We start from the raw sequence: 26,300 nt of genomic DNA, 5'->3' as shown, positions 1-26,300 counted from the left end.
GGGAGTGTTTCTAGGCTCTATTACCCTGACTCTGTAATAACGAAACACTTCATTATTGTTTAGTCTACTTTACGGACGACAGCGGCAACTATAAAATATAAATAGATAGTAGAAATAGGGAGGAATGCGGACGTGAAAGGTGCTACTTTTTTCTCAGCTACGGTAGAAGTTAGTCCTAAATAAGAGGTAAAGTATACTGAGACTTTATCACGATAGCACGTCAATGCGTCTGCTTGCCCTGAACCCTGTTTTGGGATAATACTGGATGGAATAATGACACATATATTACAGGGGATGTACACTACTTATGAAGTTTTTACAGAATTATCCTAAAGAAGTTAAGATATTTTTAATTGCTAGTCTTATTAATGCAACGGGTAGTGCACTGATGTGGCCATTGGTTACAATGTATGTTTTTGATGAGCTTGGACGCAGCATGTCGGATGCTGGATTAGTGATTCTTATTCAATCAGTTGGAGGAATTGTGGGTCAACTACTCGGGGGCTCACTCTATCATAAGGTAGGCGTTAACCGGCTGATTGTTGGAGCGCTGGGCATGAATGCACTTGCTCTGTTCACTTTGCCGGCAGCAAGTAACAACTGGACGTTATTTATGGTCGCGATGGGACTGGTAGGGCTCTTTAATTCACTGTCCTTACCTGCGATTCAGGCATTTATCGGCTTTCGTTTTACGAAGCAGCGCGGAGAGCTGTTTAATGTTATTTATGTCGCTAATAATATTGGTGTAGCACTGGGTACGGCGTTAAGTGGTTTTTTGGCCGATATTTCTTATATGCTCAGCTTTGTGATGAACGGCGTAACTTCAGCGGTATTTGCGGTATTCTTTTTTGTATATCTCAAGAAAGTCGGAGGAGATTCTTCACAGGAGGTCGCAGAACACCAGAAGGCTGGTCCTGACAAACAATCTACCTGGAAGCTAATGGGGCATACACGAATTTATCTTTATATGGGTATTGCCTCGATGTTCCTACTATTAGGGAACTCTATATGGAATACAGGGGTATCTCCGTTCATTATTTCTGAGGGCTGGCCTAAGAAGACTTATGGTTTTCTCTGGACGCTTAACGGAATTCTCATTTTTGCGGCTCAGCCGCTCGTAACAGTAATTAAACGCTGGTTCGCATCTACCTCAACGGCGCAAATGACAGTAAGTGCTCTATTTTATTTGGGTGGGTATGCTGTTCTTTTATGGATGCCGACTTATTCAGGTCTAGTGCTTGGGATGGTACTCGCTACGCTTGGGGAAATGCTGATATCTCCGGCCATGCCTTCCTTTATTTCGGATCATGCAGGTCGTAGTGCTCCTTTCTATTTAGGGCTAAGTGGAGGCATGGGGGCAGTCGGTAGGGTGATTGGACCATACTTAATGGGTAGGTTATACGATAGTGGAGGCTTAGCGCCTACCGCATGGTTGGCATGTGCGATGGCACTGCTGTCCGTAGGATTCTTTATCGTTCATGCGTATATCAACCGCCGAGGAAATTCATTGGAGCGGTCAATAGGATAGTTGAGCATAGTGGATTCAAATGATCTACTGTGAATTCTATAGAGGTGCAAGGCAAGGGGTGTACATCTTTATGAAACTTAGCAACAGGGATAGGTTTATAATAAGGTTCTCAGAGATTAAAGACGTGCGGGAGCTGATTCATCTGGATCATATGATCTGGACGGAGAACACTAGCCCGGGGCCATTACTGTGGCGTTCCCAAGAGGATTATCTACTGAATGCTCCCCCGGGTTCGCAGCTAGTAGCGCTAAAGGATGACAAGCTATGCGGATATGTTGGGTTTGGCTGCCCTAGTCGAATGGAGAGTAACAGGCATGTGTGCGAGGTCAATATTGCTGTTCATCCGGATTATCAACGTTTAGGTATTGGCCGGCAGCTCATAGAGGCTATTAAGGAACATGCCGCAGATAACGCCATTCGTAAGCTGCGTCTACGCGTATTATCCTGTAATGAATCAGCGCTTTCTTTTTATCGTAAATGCGGGTTTGTGGAAGAGGGACGTCTGCGGGAGGAGTTTTATCTTGGCGGTCGATATGTGGATGAAATATTTATGTGCTGCATGCTGACAGGAGGAGAAGGATATGGAGATCATCTCACTTAATGTGGGGCGGCCAGTAACAGTGGATTATCGGGGAAAACCTTTGGAGACTGGGATTTATAAAATGCCTGTCGAAGGATCAGTTCAGCTAAATACCAATGGTTTTATCGGAGATGGTCAGGCGGATCTGAAACATCACGGGGGCCCTGATAAGGCAGTTTGTGCCTACCCCATCGAGCATTATCCCTACTGGGAGCAGCAGCTTGGGAAGAAACTGGAATACTCTGCCTTCGGAGAAAATATAACAACTGCCGGCTTATTAGAGACAGATGTGTGCATTGGCGATGTGTACGAAATAGGTACCACTGTGCTGCAGGTCAGCCAGCCACGTTATCCTTGCTTCAAAATCTCACAAAAGCATGGCCCGGCAGATCTCCCGGCTCAAGTGCTGGACACTAGATATAGCGGATTTTACTTGCGTGTGCTTCGTGAAGGAAAGATCTCAACCGGAGATGCGATTGTCAAAAAAGAAAGTGGAGCTGGCGGTGCGTCCGTGGCGCATGTACTACATTTAATGCAAGTAGTGCTGCAAGAGGAAGCTGCACTGGCATCTCTTGCGGAGCTAGAAACTCTCTCCGCCGTAGTGCGGAACAAGTTTCGAAAACAGCTGGGTCTGCCGGAGAGTTAAACACTATCTAAAAACCAAAATAAGCCTGGAGGCGTATGCCTTCCAGGTTTATTTCTATTTATGAGCTTATACTTGTTGCTTGCTTAGCCTAACTTAACCGAGCAGCTGCCATTCACTACGTAATAAACCGTATACGGCATGGTTGACGTAGCCGTCAGGCAGTTTCTCTGACTGTCTAATCACACCCTCAAGGACAAAACCAAGCCGTTCCGGGATCGCCCGGCTGGAAACATTTCCGGTCGCGCAGCGAATTTCTACACGCTGCAGCTCCATTTCCAGTAGTGCATAGTCTACTAGCACCCGACAGGCACTGGTCATATACCCTTTACCTTCATATCCTTCACCCAGCCAGTAGCCGATCCCAACAGATCGGTTATGCCAGTCAATCTGGTGATACCCAATAACACCGGCGAGCTCACCGCGAACCCATAGTCCAGCGGTAAAAGCACCATTGTCAGTGCTTTGTTTAACCGCATTTTTGATGAAATTTAGAGTGTGGGCCTGTTCCGTAACGGCATCCACCCAAGGGAGCCATTGTCGTAGTCGTTCCCGTGAGTGCTCTACTAACGCGAACATGTGCCGAGCGTGCTCTGGCATTAGCGGCTTTAACATCAGCTCTTCATCGATGACATAATTAAACAAGCGGTTGCCTCCTTTTTGGCACAAGGCCTTATGTATGATTATGGATTATTTCTTATGATTATCATGCTACTCTATCGCCCTGACAGAAGTCAAAAGGTCTAAAGACACTAAAAAATGATCCGTGCCTTGTGCCCCCTTTTATTGAACAATCTACGGTTAACGGGTATATTAGTAGGAAACATGTTTATACAAGAAGTAGTGTAACACTACAGAATGAAAGGTTGATAGCTGTGGAGAACCGTAGCACCCCCTCCAATTTTATTAAGAATGTTATTACCGAAGACCTCCGTACCGGTAAAGTAAAAGAAGTTATCACACGCTTTCCACCGGAGCCGAACGGTTATTTACATATCGGACATGCCAAGGCGATCTGGATTAACTTTACACTGGCGGACGAGTTCGGTGGCAAGACTAACCTAAGATTTGACGACACGAATCCGGCTAAAGAGGATACGGAATATGTAAACTCGATTCAGGAAGATGTAAAGTGGCTCGGTTATGAATGGGAAGAGCTGCGTTTTGCATCTGATTATTTTGAGGAAATGTACAAACGTGCCGAATTATTAATTACAAAGGGCAAAGCCTATGTCGATGACCTCAGTGCGGATGAAATTCGTCAATTGCGTGGAACGCTGACGGAACCAGGAAAGAACAGTCCGCATCGTGATCGTAGTATCGAAGAGAATTTGGATCTGTTCCGGCGTATGCGTGCAGGCGAATTCAAGGACGGTGAGAAGGTTCTTCGCGCCAAAATTGACATGGCGTCACCGAACATTAACCTGCGTGATCCTGTAATTTATCGGATTACACATGCACATCACCATAACACAGGCGATAAATGGTGTATCTACCCAATGTATACCTTCGCTCATCCGTTAGAAGATGCTATTGAGGGGATTACTCACTCCCTTTGCTCGCTCGAATTTGAAGATCAACGTCCATTCTACGATTGGGTTGTAGCTGAATGTGAGATGCCAGCTGTCCCTCATCAATATGAATTTGGTCGTCTGAATCTGGCTCAAACGATGACTAGTAAGCGTAAGCTGAAGCTGCTTGTAGACGAAGGACATGTGGATGGTTGGGATGATCCACGGATGCCTACGATTTCTGGTCTACGCCGTAGAGGATATACGCCGGAAGCAATTCGTAAATTCGTGTATGAAGCAGGGATTTCCAAGAGTCAGGGTCTGGTGGACCTGCAAATGCTGGAGCACTTTATCCGTGAGGATCTTAAGCTAACTGTACCGCGTACTATGGCTGTGTTACGACCGCTTAAGGTTGTTATCACCAATTACCCAGAAGGTCAAACAGAATGGCTTGAAGCGGAGAATAATACAGAGAATGAGGAAATGGGCGTACGTCAAATTCCGTTCTCGCGTGAAATTTATGTTGAGCGTGATGACTTTATGGAGAATCCGCCAAACAAATATTTCCGGTTGTTCCCTGGTAATGAAGTACGTCTGAAGCATGCTTATTTCATCAAATGTAATGAGGTTATTAAGGATGAGAATGGCGAGGTAGTGGAGCTGCATTGTACGTATGATCCAGAAACGAAGAGCGGAAGTGGATTTACAGGCCGCAAGGTAAAAGGTACGTTGCACTGGGTTGAAGCTAGCCAAGCGGTTCCTGCGGAATTCCGTCTATACGAGCCTCTGATTTCTGCTGAAGAAGCGGATGAGGCTGTGGAGGTTGAAGGTTTGGATTCCTCGGTAGAGAAATCGGAGCCTAGCTTCTTAGATCAGCTTAATCCTAAGTCCATAGAAATTCTGCAAGGGTTTGTTGAACCTGCGCTTAAGGATAGCGTGGCTCAGGATAAATTCCAGTTCTTCCGTCATGGCTATTTTAATGTGGATAGCAAATATTCGGCGCCTGGACATCTCGTATTCAATCTTATCGTTTCACTGAAGAGTTCATTTCAGCCTCCTAAACAAGGCTAAATAGATAAATTAATCAAGGTAACAGCAAAAAGCAGGCTCAAACGTCCCGAATAGGTACGTTTGAGCCTGCTTTTTGTTGAATTATAATGCTTCGATGTCGAAGATCTCTTCATCTTCCTCTGAAGGGGGGCGATACCCTCCACGGCTAACAAAGAGCCACATGAAACCAAAGCCAAGCGTTCCAATAAGCGTCAAAAATACACCCGTCTGATACATGCTTTGTGCACCCAGATACTGATACATCCAACCTCCGAGAATACCTCCAATGAAACCGGATATCCCACTCCAGCTTAGGGTGTAGAGCGCTTGTCCGGAAGAGCGATAAGGCCGTGGAATCAGGAGCATCGTCAATTGGGTACCTACATAGAAAAAGCCGCCGAACGTTATGCAGTGTAAAATTTGAATGAACACCACTTGAAGGGCAGTAGTCGCATCAGCCATAAACCACCAACGCAAAACGAACAAACCACTGACCAATGCAAGCCAGCCGAGCAGAACAGAAATTTTACGTTTCAGGAACCGGTCACAGAGAACGAATACGCCTACCTCCAAAATGGAGGAGAGGAATACGGCAAGACCAATCATTTTTTTTGAGCCGCCCAGATCCGTAATATACAAGGATATAAATGTGGTGTTCATAGTGTTTGGAATGGATACCAGAATACCAAACAATAAAAAGCACAAGAAAAAAGGATTGAAAATCAACTTACTTAAGCCCTTATACGGCATCGGAGCTCTCATAATGGTATGGTTAATTTTAGGTAATACAAGAACGGATAGGATTGATGCACCTAGTAACGCTGTAAGCAGATAGGTCAAGATGGATACATCAGCCCAATCCAGGATAAAGCCGGCGACAATCGCAATCAGTGCCCACCCTATTGAACCCCAAAGCCGGAAAGAACGGAAGCGCTGATTAGTTCCGTCAATATAGCTGAGAATCATCGTGTTGCTTTGAGCAAATAGTGGTCCTTGGAAGAAATAGAACAAAATAATGGCGTTGTAGATCGTTTCATATGTATTTGCTCGAAACATAAACTGTGAGAACACTAGCGTTCCGAATAACATTAGCAAAACGATACGCCGTATATTCTGAGAACGGTCTGTTAAGAACGCCCAAAATGGATTTGCAAATATGGATACTAGCGCTCCCATAGAGAATAAGACACCAATCTCTAATTTGTTCATCCCTACATCCAGCAGGTATAGTTGAAAGAAGCTGGTGAAGAGGACCATGGTTCCATATACAAAAAAATTGAACCATTTTAAAGACGTGATAGAAGATGGAATAACGCCTTTTCGCAAATGGTTCACTCCTTTCTCACTAAATATCTTGCATGGAGTAGAGTGGCCAATAGTAGGCCCTTCTATCACTGTAACACGTGTTGAAAAGGGATACAAACACCCTTTTTTACTTTTTTACATTATTTTGGGTTTTATTTATGTTTGAGACGATAAGCGACAAAAAATGCGTGAACGCGTGCGTAGAAGGTACAAACGCTAAGTGTAACTGGCGTTATTTTGGCCTTTGACTATTCACGCAGGATGGCAAATGACAAGGCAGTATTGTCTGATCGGCGCGTTTAACTTCAGTTTACAATCTGCAGATAGGATGGATGTAAGGCGAGAAAGATATTACTAGCTTTTCTCGTAGAGCTATTAAGAAAAGGGGAGTCATTGTCATGAAGAAATCCGAATCCAAGCGAAAGATGGCGCTGAAGCCGTTCTTAACGCTACTAAGAGAAACCAAGCCTTCATACGGCTTATTGGCTATAGCCATTGCGTTAAGCATGATATCGACATTGGTTAGTCTGGTCATCCCGATGTTCACTAAGAACTTAGTGGATGGCTTCTCTCTGGCCTCCGTGAGCAAGCTGCAGATTGCGGGTATAGCAGCTGCATTTATTGCGCAGACCATTGCGGGAGGGATCTCTATCTATCTGCTCAATTATGCAGGTCAGAAGATGGTTGCAGGTCTGCGGGACCGACTGTGGCGTAAATTTCTAGTTCTGCCTGTGGCTTATTATAATGACAACCGAACGGGAGAAAGTGTCAGCCGCATGACGAATGATACAGGGATCATCAAAACGCTGATTTCCGAACATCTAGCCAGCTTATTTACCGGAGTGATCTCCATTGTAGGTTCGATCTCAGTTCTGCTATTTTTAAATTGGAAAATGACACTTGTTCTATTCACTGTTCTTCCACTTTCTGCGTTGATACTAGTACCACTTGGGCGGCAGATGTACAAAATTTCCAAAGGAATGCAAGATGAGACAGCTTCTTTTACTGCTACACTTAGTGGTGTTTTATCTGAGATCCGTCTGGTCAAATCCTCAGGCGCAGAGAAAAAAGAGTACGAGGCAGGCAAGACTGGAATTATGAACCTGCTTTCCTTTGGTATTCGTGAAGGCAAGATTAGCGCGATGATCAGTCCACTCGTCTCCTTTGTTTTTATGATGCTGCTTGTGGTCATTATCGGTTATGGTGGGATGCAGGTATCTTCCGGTGTCTTGACGGCTGGAGAACTGGTCGCCTTTATTCTTTATCTTATTCAGATTATTATGCCACTTACTCAACTGACTACGTTCTTCACACAGATTCAGAAAGCTAAGGGTGCCTCAGAGCGTATTATTGAGACCTTGGCAGCAGAAGAGGAAGTATATGAGGGACAGGAAGAGGCAAATGGCACAGAAGGTCCGATTTCAGTAGAGGGATTAAGCTTTGGATATAAAAATGGTGAGAAGGTATTGAATGATGTAAGCTTCCAGATGCTTCCTGGTCAGGTGACGGCTATTGTCGGACCGAGCGGGGGCGGCAAGACCACTTTGTTCTCGTTGCTAGAACGTTTTTACGAGCCTCAGTCAGGTCTGATAAAGCTGGGTGACAAGCCAGTGTCTACATTCTCATTGCGTTCGTGGCGGAAGCTTATAGGGTATGTCTCGCAGGAAAGTCCACTGTTGGCTGGTACGATTGCTGAGAATTTAACCTATGGATTGGATCGTGACGTTAGCAGGGAGGAGATGCACGCAGCTGCAGCAATGGCTTATGCAGATGGTTTTATTGATGCACTTCCTGAAGGATATAATACGGATGTCGGCGAAAGAGGCGTGAAGCTGTCTGGTGGACAGCGGCAACGGATTGCTATTGCTAGAGCACTGCTGCGGAACCCGAAGATTCTTATGCTTGATGAAGCCACTTCCAGTTTGGATAGCCAATCAGAAGCCGTGGTGCAGAAGGCACTGTCCAATCTGATGAAGGGTCGGACTACGATTGTAATTGCGCACCGTTTGGCTACTGTTGTAAATGCAGAGCAGATTATTTTTATGGAAAAAGGTCAAATTACCGGAAAGGGAAATCATGAGGAACTACTGGAAAACCATGAGCTGTATCGTGAATTTGCCACCCAGCAGCTACAGATGAATAACCCCGAGGTTCAGGACATTGAAGAGGAGGCTCCAGTGCTACATGACAAAAATACTAGTAGTGGACGACGATCCGCACATTCGCGAATTGGTAGAAGTATTTCTGAGAGCTGAAGGAATGGATGAGATCTATGGAGCTTCCGATGGACTGGAGGCTCTTCAGATTCTGGAAGGCAATAACATAGATTTAGCTATTATTGATGTGATGATGCCCAACATGGACGGCTGGGAGCTATGCCGGCGGATGCGCCAGAACTATGATTTCCCGATTTTAATGCTGACAGCCAAAGGGGAAACCTCACAAATTGTAAAAGGCTTTGAGCTGGGTAGTGATGATTATTTGGTCAAGCCATTTGAGCCGGTTGTACTTATTGCGAGAGTAAAGGCGCTGCTTAAACGATATCAGATTTCTGCCGCGCAAAGTGTGACCGTAGGCCGATTGCGTATGAATCGCAAAACCTACGAGGTCTCTTCAGAGTATGGGGAAATTACCTTGCCGCTTAAGGAATTTGAGCTGTTGTTTAAGCTGGGCAGCTATCCGGGGCAAACATTGACAAGAGACAGGCTGATCGAAGAAATTTGGGGTTATGATTTTGAAGGGAATGAGCGGACACTCGATGTGCATATCAATCGTTTGCGTGAACGGTTCAATCAGGATAACTATGGATTCGTTATTCGTACGATACGTGGTCTAGGGTATCGGTTGGAGGGGCATGCATGAACTTGTTTAAAGATATTGTGAAGCATGTTTTGATGTTTATTCTCTTTCTTGTTGCAGCTGCGCTTTGCTGGACTGCGGCTTATTTTCTAATGAACCAAGTGAATGCTGCATATGGCTGGCCTTCCTCGAAGTATGTTTTGCAATTGGTCACCTTTCTAGTTGGCTTTGTGATTTTACTGCTGGTCTTTTTCTTATTTTCTATTTTCTTTCGTGGCTGGGAACGTGTCTTTTATAAATCGGTTATTGAAGGAATTCGCCGTATTTCCAAGGGAGACTTTGATGTTGTACTTGAACAAAATAGGGAATACCGTGAATTCGGCGAAATTGTAGAGAGCATTAACGAAATGGCTAGTGAGCTGAGTCAGATGGAGACCATGCGCCAGGATTTTATCTCCAATGTATCACATGAAATTCAATCCCCGCTAACCTCCATTCGAGGGTTTGCGCTTGCGCTGCAGGACGAAACCTTAAGTATGGAGAGTAAGAGGCACTATATTGATATTATTGTGGCTGAGAGTACCCGCGTATCTGGGCTCAGTGATAATTTATTGAAGCTATCAGCGCTCGAATCGGGTAATTTTCCGTTTGAAAATCAGGTTTATCGTCTGGACAAACAGCTTAGAGATACAATTCTGGCTTCTGAGCCACAGTGGCTGGAGAAAAATATTGAGGTAGAGGCCGAACTGGAAGAAGTGAATGTAACTGCGGTAAAAGATTTAATGACCCAGGTCTGGACTAATCTTCTTCATAACAGCATTAAATTCACTCCCGAGAATGGATGCATTCATATCAAGCTTCGAACGGTAGATGAGCGGGTAGAGGTGGAGATTCAAGATAGTGGGATTGGTATCTCTGAAGAAGACTTACCCCGCATCTTTGATCGTTTCTATAAGGCAGACAAAGCTAGAACAGCAAGCGGGGGCGGTAGTGGCCTGGGCCTATCACTGGTTAAGAAGATCGTTGAGCTGCATAACGGTAAAGTAACCGTGGCCAGCCGACCGGGTGAAGGAACGGCTTTTGTAGTGAGCTTGCCTATGCCAAAGAAATAAATCGGCATTGTTTATGTAAATATGAATATTTACATAAACATGCAACAAAATCCGACATGTCTTTACAATTTTCTACTATTCTAAATATAGAATCTACGAAAATCCAAAAGACATCGGAGGATTAATCATTTTGAAGAAGAGCAAAATTCGCGTTTTTCTAACTAGTTCGCTTGCCGTATTATTGTTAGCACCCAACTTTTCATTACAGACAGTTTATGGTGCTTCAGGAGAATCAGCGCCTGATATCACGTCTACAGCTTCTGAACATTCAGGAAAATGGATGACAGGTGAATACCATGCACATACGTTTGAATCGAACGATGCTCAGGAGTCATTGAAAAGTGTGCTCGATGCTGCATTTGAACAAAATGGTTTTGACTGGATGACACTGGCTGATCACCTTCGGGTATCTGACCGGGATGACGAAGGGGTGAATCTCCCTGGCGGCTCCATTCCGATGTCACAAGGTATTGTGGATTATCAGAATGAGAAAATTAAGAAGTTACAGGCAGAAGGCAAATATGCTGGGAAAATTATTTTTTCCGGCTTTGAGTGGGATATGCCCCAATACGATCATGCTGCAGTTGGGATTGTTACAGATCATCCAGGGTCCGCAGAAGCTTTGAAGGCTATTAATCAATTTGAATATTTATTTACTAATCGTGATGTAAGTATGTTCGATCCGGCAGATGTGGCTGAGTGGAGTACGGCGGATAGTAGAGCTTTTTCTACAAAAGAAGATACTCGCACAGCTATGAAATGGCTAAGTAGTCATTATCCAGATAGCTATGTACTGATCAATCACCCCTCCAGAAAAAATGGCACAAGCTCGGAGCTTAAAGTAGAGGATATCCGTGACTTTAACAATATCGATCCGAATCTTGTCTTCGGCTTTGAAGGTATGCTGGGCAATCAGATGGCGAGTGATCGGGGAGAGACGCCTGAGACTTACGGAGGTACAGACGTCAAGGTTGCACAGCTTGGAGGAATGTGGGACGCACTGCTGGGTGAGGGCCGCAGATTTTGGAATTTTGCTAACTCAGATTTTCATTTCAAAACAAAAAATGATCAATTTTCCAGCGGTTACTGGCCTGGTGAGTATTCCAAGAACTATACCTGGGTGGATGGCTCCGATATTAACGCTGTCGTAGATGGCATGCGGTCAGGGAAATCCTTCTCTGTTTTTGGGGATCTCATCAACGCATTAGAGTTTAACGTGTCTGGAGATGGACAAGAGGAAGAAATGGGTGGAGAACTGGACGTAAAACAAGGGGACGACCTAGAGCTTACGATCCGTTTCAAAAGTCCACAGCAAAATAATAATGGCGACGCTGTTAAGGTAGATCATGTAGATTTGATCTCCGGTGAAGTCCATGGCAAGGTTGATCCAGGTACACCTGATTACACCAAAGCGACTAACGATACAACAAAAGTGTTGAAACGCTTCACAAGCGAGGACTGGACTACAGATTCCGAAGGCTACAATGTTATTAAGTATAAGGTAGAGGCAGCGGACAAGGATCGTTATTTCCGGTTAAGAGGGACTAACCTTGGAACTGATGTTGCGGGAGAAACGGTTAACGGTGAACCGCAGATTGATCCAAAAAATAATACCGTCGATAACCTGACTCGTTTCGAAGAAATCAACGCCCGTAATTATAGTGATATGTGGTTTTATTCCAATCCGATTTTTGTGGATGTGGAGTCGTACAGCGATCAGCAGGCAGTTAACGATACTATGACTGCATTAGATCTAGGAGACACAAGCGCAGTAACTTCTGATCTAACGTTGCCTACCGAAGGCAAACACGGGACAAGTATTGTGTGGAAAAGCTCCAATCCGGTTCTAATGACGAACGAAGGTAAAATCATCTTCCAACCTAAGAAGGATACGAAGCTGACCTTAACAGCTACAATTCAGCGGGGATTGGCTACGGAAACGAAGTCTTTTGAAGTAACGCTAAGCGGAGATGATAGTATCACCCCATTGGCGCTTCATAGCACATTAAAGACTGAGAACGGACAAGCTTATTTAAGTGGTGACTGGACAAATCAGAGTGTTTCGGTAAGCGTGTATGCTAGCGTATATATTCCTGGTGCAGATGTATCCATTCAATTAGCGACTGATGTAAACGGAAATTTCCTGCCCTATAAAAGTGGGAAAGTGGTTGAGATTTCGGATGAAGGCCAACATCAACTGCAATTCAAGGCAACGGATTCTTTAGAAAATAAGACAACATTGCCGCTTGCTGTGAATATCGATCGTACAGCACCTGTGATTACCCTGAAGGGGGATAGCCGTCTTAGTCTGACCCAAGGGGATGACTTCAAGGACCCGGGCGCAGACGTTACTGACAAGGTTGGGATTGCAGGCTCTATCCTGGTGACGGGAACAGTGGATGTTCAGACTCCAGGAACCTATACACTGAAGTACAATGCGACAGATTTGGCTGGCAATGCAGCTACTGAGATTGTACGCACAGTAGTTGTAACTGCGGGCACTAGCAGTGGAGAGGGGAATAATAACGGAGGAGGCAACGGACCAGTTGCAACTCCAGCTCCTACCGCGGCGCCATCTCCTACAGAGCAGCCTTCTACAACTCCGCGTGTGGAATTGGAGGTAAAAGCACAGCAGGGAGGAACGGGCACACTTAAAGACGTGGGCAGCTTTACGATTCCGGCTGGAGCGTTGTCTGGTAACAGCGAAATTGCCTTTTCGGTTATTGCTGCTGATGAGACACCAGCAATGGGCGCTCTTCAGGCTGTGAGTGCAGCAGTAGAGCTTACTAGTGACAAGGCAGGCATGCTCAATAAGCCTGTGAAACTGTCCCTCAATTACGATGCGACCAAGATTACATCGGGGCATAAAGCAGCTATCTACTATTACAACGAACAGCTTAAAAAGTGGATTTATGTTGGTGGTCAGAGTCAAACGGGTGGGACTATAACTGCAAGCTTAAATCAGCTTGCCAAATATGCTGTGTTTAATTATCAGGCCCCATCGATTACCGATTTGAATACTCATTGGTCCACGGCGTTTACAGACCGTCTAATCGGTATGGGTGTCATGAAAGGGTACGAGGATCATACCTTCCGTCCGAATGAGGATATTACTCGGACACAGTTCGCTTCTATGATTGTACGGGCGCTTGGTTTGCAATCAACAGGTAGCACAGTGAAATTCGCGGATCAAAGTGCAATTCCAGCTTGGGCTGCAGATGATGTAGCAGCGGCGGTAAATGCCGGAATCCTTCGTGGATATGATGTGAACGGCAAAATGTTCTTCGAGCCTTCAGAAAAGATTACCCGTGCCGAAATGTCAGTTATGCTCGCGAATGCTTTGAAGGCTAATGCCCATAAGCAAACGGATAAAGAGGGGGACTTCGCGGATCTTACCTCCATTCCACAATGGGCACAGGCATCTGTAAAAGCGGGTGTTGAAGCGGGTATTTTGGGTGGATTCGAGGATAACACATTCAGACCTGAGAACAATGCTACAAGAGCGGAGGCAGCAACGACGCTTTACAAGCTGCTCGAGGCTCTATATCTATAATAGTGGATGGTGAAGGCTATCCTTTAATCTCTAAATGAAACGCCGCTTTTCCCAGATGGCTTGGGGAAAGCGGCATTTTTAATGAGACGGACTAGCCTCCAATTTGAGACATACGCCGAGCCGTCGGCGTGTGGCTTTGTGCTTTTTTCTCCAAGGCTAATGCCATTTCGTGGTTATGTGGCTTGTTACCCAGAGCTTTGCGGAATAAGGCCTGCACTGCTGCGGGATCGCTTATTAGGGGGCGGACATTGTACTCATCTTCCCAATACAGACAAGCTTTGATATGGCCATCTGCTGTTAGTCTTAGTCGATTGCAGTTATCGCAAAAGTGATCGCTTACGGGATGGATTAATCCGAACGTTCCTTGCGCTCCAATAACCCGCCGATTCTGGGAAGGGCCATTACCAGATGGCATCTCAGCTTCCTCGGTTTCCCAACCAGCTGAAGTACAAGCTTCTATTACAGTTTCCAGCGGCAGATAGGATTGGCGCCAAGAATCAGTAGCACTTCCGATGGGCATATATTCAATAAAACGTACATTTAGTGGACTGTTCAACGTAAGGGAGATGAAGTCTTTGATCTCGTCATCATTAATCCCTTTCATCAATACAACGTTAAGCTTGATCGGCTCCAGCCCGGCAGCTTGTGCTGCCTCGATCCCCTTTAGTACCTTGGAGACCTCACCGCCGCGTGTAATCATAGAGAAGCGATCTTGCCGTAAAGAGTCCAGACTGATATTCACCCGTGACAACCCGGCTTCTTTTAGCAGTGCTGCTTTAGCTGGAAGCATTAATCCGTTCGTAGTCAGTGAAATATCCTCGATCCCCGGAATGGCGGATATCATAGTTACTAGCTTCTCCAGGTCTTTGCGTACAAGAGGTTCTCCACCTGTTAGCCGTACCTTGCGTAATCCAAGTGGTGCTAGCGATTCCACAACTGCGGTGATTTCCTCATAGCTCAGAATCTCGTCCTGCGGCTGGAATTCCATCCCTTCCGCTGGCATACAATAAATGCAACGCAGGTTGCAGCGGTCGGTAACCGAAATGCGGATGTAGTCATGTAAACGTCCAAAAGGGTCCGTCAGCGGCTCCATAGCGTTGCTCCCTTCATTTGTTGGTGTTTTGAATGCTTCCCGCCTTAAGAGGAGGCGAAGGTGTTTATACTTGTTTAGAATTTTAAAGATCGCTCGCGGGTACGTCAATGATCAAACTATTGAACGGGTTAAACTCCACCTATTTGAATAAGGAGGGTTGTGATTTAATTGCATAATAATGGACAAACTAAATAGAATGACAAAGCCGAAATAGACTTGCAAAAATGTGACAAAAGTACGACAAATGAAGAGATTAGTCATAGAATGCTCACGGAAAGCGTTTTTAATATCCGATATAATCTAGGTGCGGATTACTTTTACGTTCACTTTTGCGAAAACAGAAAGGATACCGGAAATTGCACGTCGATCATGTGACGGTGTGTGACCGGGAAACCCAATGAGGAGGATTTGCAAAATGACTATGCAAACTGTTCCATCGCTCGCCGTGCCGGAGGCATTTAGCCATTGGTTGGAAAGTCGGGGATTAATATATCAGCTTTTAGTGGATTTTTTGGGCAGAAAACCATCACTCTCACTTGTGGCTCAGTGGAGCCGCAATCGCAAGATGAGTGTTGCTGCAGAGATGACGGAAGGCGGACGGGAACTGAAGCGCTATCTGAGTCAGGAACCGAATAAGCTCCCCCATATATGTGAGCAAGAGACCCAAGAGTATAAACGGCTTATGCACGAACAGACAGTAAGCTCCTTTAAATTACGTGAAGCTGCTATTCTGGGTCGTTCTGAAGATTTCTGCAACGTGCTTGCTGATGTGTATACATCAGCAGGAATTGTATTTAATAAATGTAATGGTGAAGCTGATGATCATATTGCTATTGAGCTGGAATTTATGGCAGTAATGCATGAGCGGATGTTGTACAATAGCTTCTCAATTAGAAGTGCTATGGATTTACTTGATATTCAGGTAGCCTTTTTGGAAGATCATTTACTGCAATGGACTCCACAGTTCTGTGAGAAGTTAAATGCAGCAACGAATAGTACGTTGTATTTGGGGCTTTCCCATATGCTCGCTGAGTTTCTCCCCCTTGATCTGCAGATGCTGCGTTCATGGAGAGCTTCGCTGGAGAGCAGTGCAACAGCAATGGTATAAGAACACTATAATGCAGAGCCCGGCCTATATATTAGGTCGGGTTTTTCGTGCTATGGAAGTGTAAATAGCGATTTAATTGAAGCTCTAAGTGGAGCGATGAAATGAAGATCTGAGTGAAGTCCCAAATGACGATCCAAGTGAAGCTCTAGAAGAATAATTAGGGAATTTCTCCCTAAAACTCTGAAATTATTGGTCATAAGACATGTAATTAGGGAAAACCTCCCTATAATTCACCTGATTTGGCGCTAAATCAGGTGAATTAGCTATTTTTTAGGGAGGAATTCCCTAATTTCGTACATTTAGAGTGATTATCGGAAATTTTTAGGGAGTTTTTCCCTAATTAGTTTAGACCTACTGTCCACCGCACAACTACCCATCGCAAATCATGCACCGCCTACCGCACAACCGCCTATCGTCAATCCCCCGCCCGTCCAACCACTCATCTCCCACCTACAAAAGTCTACTGGGTTACTTTGCCCATTCCATAAAAAAGAAGCTGCCCCATAAGTAGTATTCACTACTTTGTAGACAGCTTCTTCATTTAGCATGTTTACTTGATATGCATCAAGTGTTCTAGTCAATTACCTTTTTACTGCGGAATTTCATCAGGAATTCATACACGACTGGCACTACTACAAGTGTCAGCAGCGTGGAGCTGATCAAGCCGCCGATAACGGTAACGCCTAGCCCTTTGGAGATGATCCCTGCACTGTTTTCAAGTCCTGTAACCAGTGGCAGCAATGCACCAATCGTTGCAAGTGCAGTCATCAGGATTGGACGTAAACGTGTGCCGCCTGCTTCAAGCAAGGCTTGACGTGTGGTCATTCCTTCTTTTTCCTTATGAATAACGCGGTCGATGAGGACAATGGCATTCGTGACTACAATACCAATCAACATCAACGCACCCATGAGGGAGGAGACGTTTAAGGTTTCCCCAGCGATCAGAAGGGCTACGAGTACCCCGATAATGGTGAAAGGAAGTGAGAACAGGATAGCAAATGGAGCTAATCCACCGCCAAACGTAACCACAAGCACGAAGTATACGATGGCAATAGCAGCCGCCATAGCAATACCTAATTGACCAAATGTGTCATTGATCTGCTCGGTTACACCACCGAAGCTAACCGTCACGCCATCTGGTAATTCCATAGCATCTATTTTTTCCTTCACGAGGTTTGAAGCACTATTGACGTCACTTGAAATAATCTCGGCAGTGACATCCACCTTCATCTTACCGTCCATCCGAGTAATCGAGTCAGGGGAAGAGCCGTTTTCAATTTTAGCGACTTGCCCGATTGGCACGGAAATGCCTAGTGGTGAAGTCAATGTAGCCTCTTCCATTTCTTTAATGCTCTTATACGTTTCTTTATCAGTTTCGATATAGACTTTGTAGTTCTTGCCGTCCATTTCTACTTCTGTGAGTACTGGACGTGTACCTGCAGGAGCAAGCTTCATCGCAATTTGTCCCGCTGTAAGTCCAAGGGAGCTAAGCTTTTCTTGATCCGCTACAATCGTATATTGATCGTAAGCTTCTTTGAGACTTGTTTCGCCATCCTTGAAATTAGTGGTGTCAGCCTGTACGATCTTGGCGATCTCATCTGCTACCGGCTTAATTTGATCTAGTTCGTCTCCGAATACATTCACGGTTAACGTGCTTCCACCCATACCTCCGCTCATCATCGCGGACATATCGCCCCACACACCATCTGGGACTTCTGCGGTTAGGCCTTCGATCAACTTCTCTTTTACATTTTCGAAATCAGGAGTATTACTATCGTAAACGATGAAAAAGAGTCCTGAGTTGCTGGATCCGCCCATACCCATCGGGCCGCCGCCACCAATGGAATATTGCATTTTATCTACATGCTGTTGCGCTAAAATATATTTCTCAGCTTTCAGACCTTGTTCTTGAACTTCTTCAGTTCTTTGTCCAGCCTTCGGTGAGTAGGTTAGCATAACCGTTTTATCCTCTTGGGAAGGCATAAAGCTAACGCCGATAGGCTTGATCAGGAACAAGCTGCCCGCAAGGAGCAGAACCGCTACTCCGAACGTAACGAGTTTATGGGAAAGACACCAGTTCAGAATTTTTTGGTAACCAGCAGACATTCTGTCTGGTTTCTCACTATGCGTCTTCTTACCTTTCAATCCGTTGCGGAACAGGGAGTGTGCCATTGCAGGAACCAGGGTAATCGCAACTACCAACGAAGCGAGCAGGGCGAAGACCATGGTTAAAGCGAAAGGCAAGAACAGCTCTCCAACCATACCACTTACTAGAGCAAGCGGTAAGAATACCGCGATGGTTACAATCGTAGAGGACATGATTGGTACGAACATTTCACGAGTGGCTGCACTGATTAATTCCCGGCCTTTTAGCTTCTCGCCAGATAACGAGAGTCGCCGGTATATGTTCTCTATGACGACAATCGAGTCATCGACTACCCGTCCGATGGCAACGGTCATCGCACCAAGGGTCATCATATTAAGCGTAATGTCCATTTGACGCAGACATAATACTGCGATCAGCAATGATAAAGGAATAGAGATGATAGAAATGATCGTCGAACGAATATTCCGCAGGAAGACCAAAATGATAATTACTGCGAAAAGGGCGCCAAATACAGCTTTGGACAACATTGTATTTACGGAGTCCTCAATCGGCTTACCTTGGTCAAGCAGAACTGTAAGGTCAATGCCTTTATATTGTGCTTTTAATTCTTCAGTTTTGTCCTTAACACCATTTACGACATCAACAGTGTTGGCATCGTTGGCTTTTACAATCTGGATACCGATCGATTCTTTACCATTCGTACGGGAGATCGATTCAGAATTCCCAACAACCTCAATTGTAGCAAGCTCTCCCAGCTTCACGGTTGGCAATCCCATATTTGCAGCTCCGCCAGTAGCTCCGCCAGCAGCTCCGCCAGCAGCGCCTGCACCAGCTGTACTTCCGGCACCTGCACCGGTAGCGCCAGCTCCAGGAGCCCCAGCGCCAGCAGCGCTCGCTGCACCAGTTGGCATAACTGGAATGGTCACATTTTTAAGATCTTCAACGGTGGTAATGTTGCCATCCACGACAACTGCCTTTTGAGCTTTGTCCATCTCGAACAGTCCTAGTGGAACACGGAGGGAAGAGCCTTGAATGATCCCTTTAACCGTATCTTCGGTCAGTCCGTATTGCTTGAGCTTCTCTTGATTGAACTTAAGCGAAACTTCTTTGACGTATTGTCCAGAGATTTGAATAGAAGCAACACCCTCAACATCTTCAAGGGCAGGACGAATATCGTTCTCGGCAATACGGGTTAGTTCCTCGAGATCTTCTGAATCTCCATTCGATAAACTAAGGGAGACGACAGGCATTGAGCTAAGGCTAAAACGGGAAATGGAAGGCTTTTGCACATTGTCTGGCAATGAGACCTCATTCAGCGCTTCGCGAACAGCTGCTGTAGCATTATCCAGATTTGTTCCATAATCAAACTCGATTTGGATACTGGAGGCATTCTCCAGAGAAGTGGAGGTGATTGTCTTTACACCATCCACATTGCGCAGCTTTTGCTCCAACGGTTTACTGACATCATTAACGACGCCTTCTGGTGCAGCCCCCGGATAAATAGTTGTTACGCTAAGATAGGGTATACTAATATTAGGTAAGGTTTCTTGCTTCATTGTCAGTCCGCTATACAAACCGGCAAATACAATAATTATCGTCAGAAGCCAAATGGCAAATTTGTTCCTGAGCGAGAAATTAATTAAGCTTTTCATAAGTTTTGTTTCTGCTCCTCTCGGGCCTTTTCTTTACGAAATAGGGCGCCATTTTGAAAATTTATAATACTCGCTATCCATGTTCTTCTCTCTCACGAACTCTTTATAGAGCAATTAACGAAATAAGCATGAATGATTTGAAAAAGAGGTAACCAGCTTCCTCAATTCTTCCAATGGTGTAGTGAGCTCTGAGCAGGATTGGAGGTTGGACAACATCCCCTGTATGATTGCTTTGCGTGGGTGTGGTAAGAGAACTTCACCTTCTAGAATGTTGAGTGATTCCAGCAAATCGGCTGACTCTTCGGGTTCTATACTATCTAATTTACTGACCACAGTCTTCATGTCCTTAATGATCTGCAGTGGATTCTTGCGCTTACTCTCCTCATTCTCCTCCATCCAGCTTGCTAGAATAGTAGAGTTGATGAGAGGAGCCTGCTTACTTGTAAGAAGACCAGCTACAATAATATCTAGTAGATTCATTAGATGATCAGCCATAACGGCAAGGGACAAGTGGGTATCCTGACGAAAAATAACGGCAATATATGATTTGATTAGTCCATGACCTACAATACATAAATCTCCGGTATAGGGAATGATGTCTTTTCCATAAAGGGTCTCCATCTTCACCTGAAACCAGCGCAAGAAGGAAGCATTGTTTCTACGCAGCCATTCCGGTACTTCTGTATCAAATCCTTTTCCGGCAACTTCCTGAATCTGACGCTGTAAGAACTCACGTAATTCGTACACATGACTCAGTAGAATTTCTATTTGATTCCTAAGCTTTTCACGCGGTGTTCTTTGGGTTTCTTGTTCTTCACGTAATAAGGGATCACGAATCATTCGGTAACAATAGAGAAAAATACTGCGTTCCAGTTCTTCTTTGGATTTGAATACTAGATACAAGCTTCCCTTCGAAATTCCGCATAATTCGGCGATCTCTTGCATGGACGTGGAAGAAGAGCCTTTCACAGCGAATAACTGCATGGCGATCTTAATAATCTGTTCCTGCTTGTCCACAGTTTTATCGCTCATTGGGGGGATAACCTCCTTTCTGACTACCCAGTTCTATAATTGACTAATCGGTCAAAATAATTATATTCGATCCATCTTGTCATTACAAATTTCAGAACAGAAGGGTTACAGTTTTGTTGTAAATAGATTTTTACACAGTAATTGTCTAGGAAGATATAGGTTCTTCATGTAATATATAAAATGTGTCATTTTGGTGTTGCTTTTATGAATAAGAAGGTAGGTACAATATGAGAAGAGGACTTCAATCTATAATTATTATTGGGGCTTTCATAGCATTTTATTATTTTGGTTTTGGTATTTTTGGGAGTACTGCTGGAACAATTATTAGTATTTTCTCCACACTGACAGTCGTTTCAATTAGCTTAGCTATTTTTATGGAGAACCGTAATCCTTCTACTACGATGTCATGGATTCTTTTGCTTGCGTTGATCCCGGTGCTCGGTTTGGTCTTTTATTTTCTATTTGGACAGAATGTATTTAAACGTCGTAAATATGATAAAAAAGCACAAAGAGATCTTATGGCCTATGAGCGGATTGAGAATGACGCTTTGCGTACGCATCAAGATTGGTCGGTCTTTGACCCCTCGCGTCAAAAACTACTATTATTATCCAAGACTCTAGCGCGTACTCCTATTTCCTTTGCTTCAGAGACGCGCATCCTTACCAATGGTGAAGAGACGTTTGGTACATTACTGCTAGAGCTGCGACAAGCGAAGCACCATATACATATGGAGTATTACATCTTCCGTGCAGATCACATTGGAACGCGTATTCAACAGATTTTGATCGCAAAGGCGCGTGCGGGTGTATCTGTCCGATTTATGTATGATGCTGTGGGTAGTTTTCAGCTTTCTAAAGCTTTTTTGAAAGAGTTGGTTGATGCTGGAGTACAAGTGGCATCGTACGGTAATTCCACCTCCTTTTTCTCTAGCCGGGTTAATTACCGGAATCACCGAAAAATCGTCGTCATCGACGGTGATGTCGGCTTCATGGGTGGACTCAATGTGGGCGATGAATATCTAAGCCGTAGCAAAACTTATGGATTCTGGCGTGACACCCATATGTTAGTTAGAGGTGAAGCGGTACGGACGATGCAAATCATCTTCTTGCAAGATTGGATGCATACTACAGGTGAAAAAATACTGGAGCAGGATTATCTCACACCACAGCTACACTTTATGACAGGGGACGGAGCAGTACAGATCATTGCGAGTGGGCCGGACAATGAACGCCGTGCACTCAAAAATATATTTTTCTCCATGATCACCTCAGCTGAAAAATCAGTTTGGATTGCCAGCCCTTATTTCATTCCGGACGAGGATATCCTGACTGCGATACGTGTAGCGGCTATATCTGGTCTAGATGTTCGCTTGTTATTCCCTGCTAAGCCGGATAAATGGATTCCGTTTCTGGCTTCGCATTCTTATTTCCCGGCATTGCTGGAGGCTGGAGTGAAGATTTATGAATACGAGAAGGGCTTTATACACTCTAAGCTGTTAATCGTGGATGGTGAAATAGCGACTATTGGTACAGCAAACATGGACATGCGGAGCTTCCATCTTAACTTTGAGGTAAACGCATTGCTTCTTCAGACAGAGAGTGTTACACGAATCGTTGCTGATTTTGAACGGGATTTATTGTCCACCACTCAGATTGTGCATGAGACCTTTATGAATAAACGCATGGTGGTACGTATACTGGAATCTGCCGCCAGATTAATGTCTCCATTACTATAACTTCATTACAGATTAAACCACCGCGGAGGGTGCTGCCTTCTCTGCGGTGGTTTTTGTTTAAAAAGTAGTAAAGCCCAGGTTAGTCTGCAGCCGGAACAGGATGTACTTGAACCAGGTCACATCGCTCTGATAGGCCTCAAAAGGTAAAGTGAACGTATGACCCTCGTTATTCCATAGCCGATTAAAGTAGGCTTCCATGTCTGTGAACAGCGGCTGATCTCGCTTCATAGAAATCCACAGATCATTCTCTAGATTGTAGTCATCTAGATTGCGAGTGGTGAAATTGGTGGAACCGCCAAGAACGATGGAGCTGCCGGTTTGTTTGGCGATAAAGAGCAGCTTTGGATGATATTGCTCTTTGGTTGTATTGTACCAACGAATAGAGATTTCACCGTTCGTGCGTTTGTTCAGATCCATGGCAACTGGACGGTTGGGGATCCCGATTTTATCACGCCCGAAGGCGTTCTGATTTGGATCCAGGATTAGGTTTACCTTAGCCCCGCGTGATGTAGCCTCTACCAACGCATCCAGAATGGCATCATCAGCAAGATAAAACATCCCCATCCATACGGTATCCCCCTTCCGGGCGGACCTAATGCCTTGCAGCGCATATTTGTATACCTTTCCTTCTGTTAAATAGCGAACTTCTAGAGCTTCCGCTGATGGTAGGTTCTTTTCTTGGGTGAAATTGGGCTTATGAAGTAGCAATGGACCTGCATCTGAAAGATTGGCTGCCGCCTGCTCGGTCTGGAGAATATCGGCAATAATTGGACCTTGTACCTCCAAAGCAATATTGGAGTGGTAGGCGCTGGCATCGTGAACATTTCCAGAGGAAATTAGTGCAGTGTTCTCACTGACAATTACTTTGCGATGGTTCGCCTTCACATTCAGCAGCTTCAGATAAGATCGAGCGGTAATATCCGGTCCACCACTGGCCATAAGATTGGGGATAAAGCCCTTACCGGATTGTCCGAACCATTGAATGAAGGTGCGCCAGACGGCTGAATAGGCAGGTGTAGAATCCCGCAGCGAATTAACATCGGTCATGATGACTCGGATCCCCACGGCCTTCATTTCTTCCAGAAGATGATTGGGCGCCGAGTTGTAATTGGTATTGACCTCATCGGTGATGAAGACAATCTCCATTTCGGGATAGGTTTGCTTTTGTGAGATTAATTTATCTGTCAGCATTCGACTGACTGGAGGGAATGACTGATCTTCATGGGTATAATCATTGAACAGGAACAGGTCGATGACTAAGAACTCCCTTGACTCCTCGATGATATGTAGCATTCTCGGAAGAATTTCACTCTCCTGCTTACCTGTGTCCGTACCGTCTGGATAGGTTAGGTCATGCCAGAAGGATACATTGTTCACTTTGTATATGGGACTTTCATAGGAAATCCCAACGGGTAGAGGTTTATGTGTCTGGTATATCATGACGCCGATTAACCAGAGAATTAGAATGACGCAAGCCCATATCACTCGTTTGCGGCGTCGTGAAGAGGTGCGTTTCTTTGGAGCAAAAGCATGGGTTCTATCTTGTATCACTTGGGGCTGAACGGGTTGTTCACGATCTGATCTCATCGGAAGTTCCTCCTGAAAGTATTGCAGAGCACTTCCTTTATAATTATTATGCTCCGGCGTGTACCAACCTATTAACACCTAGTGGGTAGAAATGAAGCATCCCTCGTATTTCACTCACTTCATATTGTAAATTCATCTGAAGGGATATGTTATAATAAGTGCAGTTTAGGAATAGGAGGAACGGAGCATGAATCATACGCCAGAAGAGGCCGGACCATATGATGCGAATAGGCAGTCTGGCGCGGATCATGGCAATGACCTACCGACTGTAGAGGTTTCAGATAAGAAGTCTTTATTGCCTGCATCAAGGACAGGTGAACGCAAAATAGAGCATGTACGCCTTTGTCTAAATGAAGAAGTTGGTGGCGTTGGTGTGACTACGGGGTTTGAACATTACCGATTTCGGCATAATGCTCTTCCAGAGCTGAATTTCGATGATATATCATTGCAGACTACGTTCCTGGAACGTGAACTTCGTACACCACTGCTGATCAGCTCGATGACAGGCGGCAGTGCAGCTACAGGAGCCATCAATGCCCGACTAGCAGAGGCAGCACAGCATCGTGGATGGGCGCTGGGGGTTGGTTCTGTGCGAGCGGCGGTGGAGCGCTCTGAGCTAACCGAAACATTTTATGTACGGGACAAAGCACCTGATATACCGGTTATCGCTAATATTGGCGCCGTACAGCTGTCCTATGGTTTCGGGATTGAGGAGTGTCGCCGGGCTGTGGATATTGCTGGTGCGGATTTTCTTGTGCTGCATCTCAATGGTCTTCAAGAGGTCTTCCAACCGGAAGGGAATACTGGCTTTGCTTCCTTACTATCGCAGATAGCAAAAGTATGCCGTGCACTTGAGGTTCCTGTAGGTGTAAAAGAAGTCGGCTGGGGCATTGACGGTGATACAGCAGCACATCTTTATAATGCAGGGGTAGCTTTTGTTGATGTAGCGGGTGCAGGTGGAACATCCTGGAGTCAGGTCGAGAAGTTTCGGAGTAGAGACCCTATACGGCGCGCAGCGGCTGAAGCTTTCGCAGACTGGGGTACTCCAACCGCAGATTGCATTGCGGAGGTACGTGCTGTCTCCCCGAAGGGGGCATTGATTGGCAGCGGCGGCTTGAAGCATGGTGTGGATGCGGCGAAGGCATTGGCCCTCGGTGCTGATTTAGCAGGCTTTGGACGCAATCTTTTAGGACCGGCAGTAGATTCTGAAGAGGCGCTAGATGCTGCACTGGCTCAGGTAGAGCTGGAGCTTAAGATAGCAATGTTCGGCATCGGAGCTCCCGATTTAGCAACTTTACGTGGGACTTCCCGTTTAATACGTAAATAAAAGTATATGGTAAATATAGAAGTGAGGAAGTGAAAAAAGATGATGATTAAATTGGTTCATATGGATGAGTCTGCTTTTCAATTTTTCTTAGGTCAAGCTACTCGTGATTACGCTGAAGATAAGATTAAAGCCGGCGCTTGGGACCCTGAAATCGCGATGAAGCTGTCTGAGGAAGCTATAACACAGTCTTTACCTAAAGGGTTGAGCACAGATGGCGCTTATCTATATTCTATAGTAGAAATAAGTAGTGATATCCAGGTAGGATACATCTGGTTTAATGTAAGTGAAGGCCGCAGCGGCCGAGAAGCTTTCATTTATGATTTCTATGTTTTTGAACCGTATCAGAGTAAAGGCTATGGCAAGCAGGCTATGGTCGCACTCGATGAAGAAGCTCGTGAGATGAACGTCACCAAAATCGGGTTACATGTCTTCGGTCAGAACAATCGTGCATTTGAGCTCTACAAAAAAATGGGATATACCGTAACTGACATTACGATGTCTAAAGATTTGTAATACTTAACGTGGAGACCTCGAAGGAGGTCTTTTTTGTGTTGTTCTAAGAAAACTAATGTAAATA

At 45.0% G+C, this 26,300-nt stretch carries 19 protein-coding genes; 12 read left to right on the top strand and 7 right to left on the bottom strand.

Annotated elements, in window-relative coordinates; genetic code table 11:
* Positions 1 to 307: 307 nt before the first annotated feature.
* From NST34_RS30275 to NST34_RS30265, 3 genes are all read left to right on the top strand, one after another.
* Positions 308 to 1,528, top strand: coding sequence for an MFS transporter (locus NST34_RS30275; protein ID WP_076118992.1), 1,221 nt, complete (start codon positions 308 to 310; stop codon positions 1,526 to 1,528).
* Positions 1,529 to 1,598: 70 nt separating this feature from the next.
* Complete coding sequence (locus NST34_RS30270; RefSeq protein WP_149645363.1) at positions 1,599 to 2,129, top strand: GNAT family N-acetyltransferase; 531 nt, start codon at positions 1,599 to 1,601, stop codon at positions 2,127 to 2,129.
* A complete protein-coding gene (locus NST34_RS30265) occupies positions 2,110 to 2,754 on the top strand; it encodes an MOSC domain-containing protein (protein ID WP_341129368.1) in 645 nt (214 codons plus the stop codon). Before NST34_RS30270 ends, NST34_RS30265 begins: the two co-directional genes overlap by 20 nt.
* Before the next feature lie 93 nt (positions 2,755 to 2,847).
* Here NST34_RS30265 and NST34_RS30260 read toward each other — a convergent pair whose 3' ends face one another.
* A complete protein-coding gene (locus NST34_RS30260; RefSeq protein ID WP_076285633.1) occupies positions 2,848 to 3,396 on the bottom strand; it encodes a GNAT family N-acetyltransferase in 549 nt (182 codons plus the stop codon).
* Positions 3,397 to 3,626: 230 nt separating this feature from the next.
* Here NST34_RS30260 and NST34_RS30255 point away from each other — a divergent pair, with 230 nt between their 5' ends.
* Entirely contained in the window at positions 3,627 to 5,333 is a 1,707-nt protein-coding gene (locus NST34_RS30255; protein WP_076285634.1) for a glutamine--tRNA ligase/YqeY domain fusion protein, read from the top strand.
* An 81-nt stretch (positions 5,334 to 5,414) separates the two neighbouring features.
* Here the strand turns inward: NST34_RS30255 and NST34_RS30250 are convergent, their stop codons facing one another.
* On the bottom strand, positions 5,415 to 6,647 hold the full coding sequence (locus NST34_RS30250) for an MFS transporter (protein WP_371915739.1): 1,233 nt from the start codon (positions 6,645 to 6,647) through the stop codon (positions 5,415 to 5,417).
* A gap of 368 nt (positions 6,648 to 7,015) precedes the next feature.
* Between NST34_RS30250 and NST34_RS30245 the strand changes: the two genes are divergently transcribed.
* The 4 genes from NST34_RS30245 (at position 7,016) to NST34_RS30230 (ending at position 14,081) form a co-directional block, all read left to right on the top strand.
* On the top strand, positions 7,016 to 8,872 hold the full coding sequence (locus NST34_RS30245) for an ABC transporter ATP-binding protein (protein ID WP_341129367.1): 1,857 nt from the start codon (positions 7,016 to 7,018) through the stop codon (positions 8,870 to 8,872).
* A complete protein-coding gene (locus tag NST34_RS30240; protein WP_076285637.1) occupies positions 8,802 to 9,479 on the top strand; it encodes a response regulator transcription factor in 678 nt (225 codons plus the stop codon). The genes NST34_RS30245 and NST34_RS30240 overlap by 71 nt, the downstream gene beginning before the upstream one ends.
* Positions 9,476 to 10,528, top strand: a complete 1,053-nt coding sequence (locus tag NST34_RS30235; protein ID WP_341129366.1) for a sensor histidine kinase — start codon at positions 9,476 to 9,478, stop codon at positions 10,526 to 10,528. Before NST34_RS30240 ends, NST34_RS30235 begins: the two co-directional genes overlap by 4 nt.
* A 130-nt stretch (positions 10,529 to 10,658) precedes the next feature.
* Positions 10,659 to 14,081: an S-layer homology domain-containing protein gene (locus NST34_RS30230; protein WP_341129365.1), complete on the top strand. Its 3,423-nt coding sequence runs from the start codon at positions 10,659 to 10,661 to the stop codon at positions 14,079 to 14,081.
* Positions 14,082 to 14,172: 91 nt separating this feature from the next.
* Here NST34_RS30230 and moaA read toward each other — a convergent pair whose 3' ends face one another.
* A complete protein-coding gene (gene moaA / locus NST34_RS30225) occupies positions 14,173 to 15,174 on the bottom strand; it encodes a GTP 3',8-cyclase MoaA (protein WP_341129364.1) in 1,002 nt (333 codons plus the stop codon).
* A gap of 415 nt (positions 15,175 to 15,589) precedes the next feature.
* Between moaA and NST34_RS30220 the strand changes: the two genes are divergently transcribed.
* Positions 15,590 to 16,282 (top strand): TorD/DmsD family molecular chaperone, encoded by a 693-nt coding sequence (locus NST34_RS30220; protein WP_341129363.1) that lies wholly within the window; start codon positions 15,590 to 15,592, stop codon positions 16,280 to 16,282.
* 383 nt (positions 16,283 to 16,665) lie between these two features.
* Here NST34_RS30220 and NST34_RS30215 read toward each other — a convergent pair whose 3' ends face one another.
* The 3 genes from NST34_RS30215 to NST34_RS30205 form a co-directional block, all read right to left on the bottom strand.
* Positions 16,666 to 16,830 carry a hypothetical protein gene (locus NST34_RS30215; RefSeq protein ID WP_341129362.1) on the bottom strand — a complete coding sequence of 55 codons (165 nt, stop codon included), beginning with the start codon at positions 16,828 to 16,830 and terminating at the stop codon, positions 16,666 to 16,668.
* Between the two features lie 25 nt (positions 16,831 to 16,855).
* The gene (locus NST34_RS30210) at positions 16,856 to 20,041 is read right to left on the bottom strand and encodes an efflux RND transporter permease subunit (protein ID WP_341129361.1); all 3,186 of its coding nucleotides are present in this window, start codon (positions 20,039 to 20,041) and stop codon (positions 16,856 to 16,858) included.
* A gap of 114 nt (positions 20,042 to 20,155) precedes the next feature.
* A complete protein-coding gene (locus NST34_RS30205) occupies positions 20,156 to 21,073 on the bottom strand; it encodes a TetR/AcrR family transcriptional regulator (protein WP_341129360.1) in 918 nt (305 codons plus the stop codon).
* A 227-nt stretch (positions 21,074 to 21,300) separates the two neighbouring features.
* On the opposite strand from NST34_RS30205, the gene cls reads away from it, so the two are divergent.
* Positions 21,301 to 22,809, top strand: coding sequence for a cardiolipin synthase (cls, locus tag NST34_RS30200; RefSeq protein WP_042192502.1), 1,509 nt, complete (start codon positions 21,301 to 21,303; stop codon positions 22,807 to 22,809).
* Between the two features lie 57 nt (positions 22,810 to 22,866).
* Here the strand turns inward: cls and NST34_RS30195 are convergent, their stop codons facing one another.
* A complete protein-coding gene (locus NST34_RS30195; RefSeq protein WP_341129359.1) occupies positions 22,867 to 24,396 on the bottom strand; it encodes a phospholipase D family protein in 1,530 nt (509 codons plus the stop codon).
* Positions 24,397 to 24,583: 187 nt separating this feature from the next.
* Here NST34_RS30195 and fni point away from each other — a divergent pair, with 187 nt between their 5' ends.
* Both fni and NST34_RS30185 read left to right on the top strand, forming a co-directional pair.
* Complete coding sequence (fni, locus tag NST34_RS30190) at positions 24,584 to 25,723, top strand: type 2 isopentenyl-diphosphate Delta-isomerase (protein WP_341129358.1); 1,140 nt, start codon at positions 24,584 to 24,586, stop codon at positions 25,721 to 25,723.
* A 39-nt stretch (positions 25,724 to 25,762) separates the two neighbouring features.
* Positions 25,763 to 26,236, top strand: a complete 474-nt coding sequence (locus NST34_RS30185) for a GNAT family N-acetyltransferase (protein WP_231573354.1) — start codon at positions 25,763 to 25,765, stop codon at positions 26,234 to 26,236.
* The last annotated feature ends 64 nt before the right edge of the window (positions 26,237 to 26,300 follow it).

The sequence above is a fragment of the Paenibacillus sp. FSL H7-0714 genome, from assembly GCF_038003765.1.
Taxonomy (GTDB): Bacteria; Bacillota; Bacilli; order Paenibacillales; family Paenibacillaceae; genus Paenibacillus_AQ.
The sequence above is the reverse complement of the archived record's forward strand: the minus strand, read 5'-3'. Positions and strand labels throughout refer to the sequence as shown.

Excerpts from the sequence above, each read along its gene's own strand:
- NST34_RS30220 (WP_341129363.1), top strand. The coding sequence starts at position 15,590 with ATGACTATGCAAACTGTTCCATCGCTCGCCGTGCCGGAGGCATTTAGC.
- NST34_RS30240 (WP_076285637.1), top strand. The coding sequence starts at position 8,802 with ATGACAAAAATACTAGTAGTGGACGACGATCCGCACATTCGCGAATTG.
- NST34_RS30195 (WP_341129359.1), bottom strand. The coding sequence starts at position 24,396 with ATGAGATCAGATCGTGAACAACCCGTTCAGCCCCAAGTGATACAAGAT.
- NST34_RS30205 (WP_341129360.1), bottom strand. The coding sequence starts at position 21,073 with ATGAGCGATAAAACTGTGGACAAGCAGGAACAGATTATTAAGATCGCC.
- NST34_RS30275 (WP_076118992.1), top strand. The coding sequence starts at position 308 with ATGAAGTTTTTACAGAATTATCCTAAAGAAGTTAAGATATTTTTAATT.
- NST34_RS30235 (WP_341129366.1), top strand. The coding sequence starts at position 9,476 with ATGAACTTGTTTAAAGATATTGTGAAGCATGTTTTGATGTTTATTCTC.
- NST34_RS30265 (WP_341129368.1), top strand. The coding sequence starts at position 2,110 with ATGGAGATCATCTCACTTAATGTGGGGCGGCCAGTAACAGTGGATTAT.
- cls (WP_042192502.1), top strand. The coding sequence starts at position 21,301 with ATGAGAAGAGGACTTCAATCTATAATTATTATTGGGGCTTTCATAGCA.
- NST34_RS30270 (WP_149645363.1), top strand. The coding sequence starts at position 1,599 with ATGAAACTTAGCAACAGGGATAGGTTTATAATAAGGTTCTCAGAGATT.
- moaA (WP_341129364.1), bottom strand. The coding sequence starts at position 15,174 with ATGGAGCCGCTGACGGACCCTTTTGGACGTTTACATGACTACATCCGC.
- NST34_RS30185 (WP_231573354.1), top strand. The coding sequence starts at position 25,763 with ATGATGATTAAATTGGTTCATATGGATGAGTCTGCTTTTCAATTTTTC.
- fni (WP_341129358.1), top strand. The coding sequence starts at position 24,584 with ATGAATCATACGCCAGAAGAGGCCGGACCATATGATGCGAATAGGCAG.
- NST34_RS30215 (WP_341129362.1), bottom strand. The coding sequence starts at position 16,830 with ATGCTAAATGAAGAAGCTGTCTACAAAGTAGTGAATACTACTTATGGG.
- NST34_RS30210 (WP_341129361.1), bottom strand. The coding sequence starts at position 20,041 with ATGAAAAGCTTAATTAATTTCTCGCTCAGGAACAAATTTGCCATTTGG.
- NST34_RS30245 (WP_341129367.1), top strand. The coding sequence starts at position 7,016 with ATGAAGAAATCCGAATCCAAGCGAAAGATGGCGCTGAAGCCGTTCTTA.